The 3,508-nt window shown below is 67.0% G+C and carries 5 protein-coding genes and 1 tRNA gene; 4 read left to right on the forward strand and 2 right to left on the reverse strand.

Annotated elements, in window-relative coordinates; translation table 11 throughout:
• Positions 1-109 precede the first annotated feature (109 nt).
• From ACRX5W_RS25015 to ACRX5W_RS25030, 4 genes are all read left to right on the forward strand, one after another.
• Positions 110-442, forward strand: coding sequence for a helix-turn-helix domain-containing protein (locus tag ACRX5W_RS25015; RefSeq protein ID WP_436790552.1), 333 nt, complete (start codon positions 110-112; stop codon positions 440-442).
• Between the two features lie 315 nt (positions 443-757).
• A complete protein-coding gene (locus ACRX5W_RS25020; RefSeq protein ID WP_436790553.1) occupies positions 758-1,750 on the forward strand; it encodes a hypothetical protein in 993 nt (330 codons plus the stop codon).
• 27 nt (positions 1,751-1,777) lie between these two features.
• Positions 1,778-2,107, forward strand: coding sequence for a hypothetical protein (locus ACRX5W_RS25025; protein WP_436790554.1), 330 nt, complete (start codon positions 1,778-1,780; stop codon positions 2,105-2,107).
• A gap of 117 nt (positions 2,108-2,224) precedes the next feature.
• On the forward strand, positions 2,225-2,560 hold the full coding sequence (locus ACRX5W_RS25030; RefSeq protein WP_436790555.1) for a hypothetical protein: 336 nt from the start codon (positions 2,225-2,227) through the stop codon (positions 2,558-2,560).
• Between the two features lie 90 nt (positions 2,561-2,650).
• On the opposite strand, the gene ACRX5W_RS25035 is transcribed toward ACRX5W_RS25030, so the two are convergent.
• Both ACRX5W_RS25035 and ACRX5W_RS25040 read right to left on the reverse strand, forming a co-directional pair.
• Positions 2,651-2,724: transfer RNA gene (locus ACRX5W_RS25035), tRNA-Ile, on the reverse strand.
• A gap of 132 nt (positions 2,725-2,856) precedes the next feature.
• On the reverse strand, positions 2,857-3,508 hold a 652-nt coding region (locus ACRX5W_RS25040; RefSeq protein ID WP_436790556.1), incomplete at its 5' end, for a DUF3566 domain-containing protein.

Below are 3,508 nucleotides of genomic sequence, written 5' to 3' on the forward strand. Positions count from 1 at the left end.
CCCTCCATGGTCATGGGGGGTCAATTTTCGGAAGGCTCCTGGGGGTCAGTCTTCAGGAACCCGCGACACAGCTCCTCCGGGAAGGGCTCGACGAACTGGAGCGTGCGGCATGAACACGCGCATCGTGCCGTTCTCGGCTCCGTCCACGGACTCTATCGACGAGCTTCGGAACCTCGTCGACGCGCTGTCACGTGCACTCGGCGTGCTGACCACCGCAGTCAGGGCGGGCCACCCGGGCGAACTCCTCACCGCCGACGAGCTGGGCGAGCGTTTCAGGATTCCGGCTCGGACGCTCCGGGACCTCGCGAGTGCCAGCCACATCCCGCACCACCGCATCGGCAAGCACTACCGCTTCGCGGTCGACGACATCGCCGACATCCTCCGCATCACACGTCAGATGCCCGTGTCGCGCCACGTACGCGCACGGCTGGCCGCTGCCTGACCGGCCGTCGCAAAGGGAGAACACACATGGCGTACGCACAGCAGAACGGCAAGAACTGGCGCGGCCGGTACCGGCGTCCGGATGGGTCGCTCGGGTCGACAGACCCGTTCCCGACAAAGACACTGGCGCTCAACGCGGCCCGCGACGAGGAATCGCGCATCCGTCACAACGTGTGGACTGATCCGCGGCTCGCCGAAACCCCGTTCGCGGTCTTCGCCGAAGACCTCTTCAAAGCCAAAACCCCTCGGCTCGCACCGACAACGGCGGCCAAGTACCGCTCCTACCTGGACAACCAGCTTCTGCCCAAGTGGGCCGATGATCGCCATCTTCAACGCCCACCTCGACATCGAGGGGTGGGTGACGGAACTGCACGAAGACTACGAAGAGTCGTCGGTGGCGGCGTACTTCGCGTACTTCTCGACGATCATGAACGCAGCCGTCAAGGCCCGGCTGATCCCGGCAAGCCCGTGCGTCGGCATCCAGGTCACGTCCGGGAGCGGGTCAACTGACAAGCTCATCGCCACACCGGTGCAGGCTCTTCGGGGGGCCATGCGGCTTTACGAGACGGCGGGCTTGGCGGGCTTCGTCCTCTGCCTGCTCGACTTCTGGACCGGCGCACGATGGGGTGAGCTGGTCGGACAGACCGCCGACGAATACGACGCCGAGAACGGGCGTATACCGCTTCACCTGCCGCTCAAGGAGATCGCAGGCAAGCTCTACAAAGCCGGCGCCGACGTGACGACTGAGGCGGCCTCGGCTCCGGTGCCCGGTCCTCGAGGCAAGAAGCGCAACAAGCGGGGCACCCGCGCCAAGACGCCTACGTCCGAGCGTTGGGTGACCCTCGCGCCGAGCATCGCGGTCTTCTACGAACTGCTGCTCGACAGCCACGATCACCCGTTCGTCTTCGTCGGCCCGGACGGCGGGCTGTTCCGCCGTACGAACTTCCGGGCCCGGTTCTGGCGTCCGGCTTGGGACGGCGTTGACGTCGACGATCCCGAGTCGCCCAATCACCGCCCGCCGATCCTCGAATGGCTCACGTTCCATGAGGGCCGCCACACACACGAAAACTGGCTCGTCGAAGACAAGGTTGCCGAAGTCGCTCGACGTGCCCAGCTCGGCCACAAGATGAAGGGCATCGCTCGCGTCTATGAGCACGTGACCCCAGTCATGGCCGAAGAGCTGCTTGACGCTCTCGAACGGCGCTGGGACATCGCCCTCCTCGGCCTCACGCCTGCTGAGCGAGCGAAGCTCATCGCCTGGTTCCCCCACCTCGAAGAGGTCTTCCGTGACCTCGAAGCCACCGCCTGACGGCCTGATCACGCAAGGATCACCACGATGAAGAAGACGACGCCCGATCACATGTACGCCGTGATGGGCCCCGACGCGGCCACGCTCGACGCGATGAGCCGCCGAGAGTTCATGACGCTCCTCGAAGATGCACAGACGTTCCGCGACTCGTGGGACTGCACACTCCGGGCGCTCCTCGCGTACGCTCGTGAGTTCCGTGACCAGCCGTACAAGCTCGAAGAGCTGGCCTCGGCCGCAGGCATGTCCGTCTCGGGCGTCCGGACGGCCTACGGCCCGGCTGAGATCTGGTCTGTGGCCATGTGGATGGAACGCCTGCCGGAGAATCCGGCCGTGATGCCGCCTGAGTACGACGGCTGACATCAACCGACATCAACGCCAACGGCCCTGCCTCGAACTGAGGCGGGGCCGTGGTCGTTTCGTGCCTGCCAGGCGGCAGAATGGTCACGGAACCGTGGGGTCAATGGGGGGAAGTACATGACCGGGGATCAAGCCGTCTCGCTCGCTCTGGCACTCATCGCGAGCGGAGTAATGATTCCGCTCATCGTCGCGACGTTCCGCGGCTGGGTGCCTCGCTGGCAGACCCAACCCGCCGCTCCGTACTGGACCGGCACGGCGTTGCTGCTCGCCTACGTGGCGTCCCTCATCGGCGGTATCCCACCGATCCTCGGCGCATCCGACAACACCACCGTACGTTGCATCAACATCGGCGCTGCCGTTGCGGTCGTCGGGATCGCCGCTCACGTGATCGGCGCGTTCCGCGTCAGGAAAGCTCTGCGGTCAGACACCAGGCATGACATGGGCAGTGCCTGAGAATCGGGGCCGCGCCTAATCTGCGCCTAAAACGATCAAGGCCACCTCTCCAGTGACTGGAGAAGTGGCCTTGACCTGCACGCTTCTGAGTGGGCCTAACAGGACTTGAACCTGTGGCCTCTTCCTTATCAGGGAAGCGCTCTAACCGTCTGAGCTATAGGCCCTCGGTGGGCGTGCTCCAAGAGAGTACCGCACCCCGTCCCGGCCGCCAAAATGGGATTCGGCGGGGTGGCCGGGGTGCGGTCGTCTCGTGATTTGGGGGGAACCCGAAGGGAGTTCCCGGGGCGAAGCGGGGGTCAGTCCTCTTCGGCCAGGGTGACCTCGACGCCGCCCGTGAACGAGGCGGTGAGGTTGTAGAGGAACGCGCCGAGGGTGGCGAGGGCGGTCACGAGGATGACGTCGATGACGGCGATGGCGCTGCTGAAGACCAAGGTGTTCTGCATCGACAAAGTGGCCTTGAGGTCGAAGCCCTCGGGGTCGGCTTCAGACTGGGTGACCTCCTTGACGGTCCCGCCGAGCGAGTCGAAGACACCGAGGCCGTTGAGGACCATCCACAGCATCGAGACGGCGACGATGGTCACCAGGCCGAGCGCGACGGACAGCAGGAAGCTGACCTTCATGACCGACCACGGGTCGACGCGCGCGGCCTTCAGGCGGGCGCGGCGCGACCGGGCCGGCGGGATGGGCGACCGTGCGGCTGCGGGGCGCCCGGCGCTGTGCGGCGGGGCCGCGGTCCCGGCCGCCGACTCGCCGGCGGGGCGCGCGGTGGTCATGGTGGCACTGCGCGCATAGCCGCCCGTGGAGCCTGTCGGCGCCGCAGCAGCGGCCGGGGGCGCCGCCGGGGACGCTGTCTCGGCCCGGCGGGCCCGGCTGCCCGAACCGGCGGCGCCGGGGCCGCTCTTGGCGCGTCCGCGCGTACCACCCGATCCCCGCGCCGCGCTGCGTGGG

Origin of the sequence: Yinghuangia sp. YIM S10712, assembly GCF_051388935.1 — a bacterium.
In the GTDB taxonomy this organism is placed as follows: domain Bacteria; phylum Actinomycetota; class Actinomycetes; order Streptomycetales; family Streptomycetaceae; genus Yinghuangia.

Bases quoted from the DNA above. Each gene is read 5' to 3' on its own strand.
- ACRX5W_RS25015 (WP_436790552.1), top strand. From the start codon at position 110: ATGAACACGCGCATCGTGCCGTTCTCGGCTCCGTCCACGGACTCTATC.
- ACRX5W_RS25020 (WP_436790553.1), top strand. From the start codon at position 758: ATGATCGCCATCTTCAACGCCCACCTCGACATCGAGGGGTGGGTGACG.
- ACRX5W_RS25025 (WP_436790554.1), top strand. From the start codon at position 1,778: ATGAAGAAGACGACGCCCGATCACATGTACGCCGTGATGGGCCCCGAC.
- ACRX5W_RS25030 (WP_436790555.1), top strand. From the start codon at position 2,225: ATGACCGGGGATCAAGCCGTCTCGCTCGCTCTGGCACTCATCGCGAGC.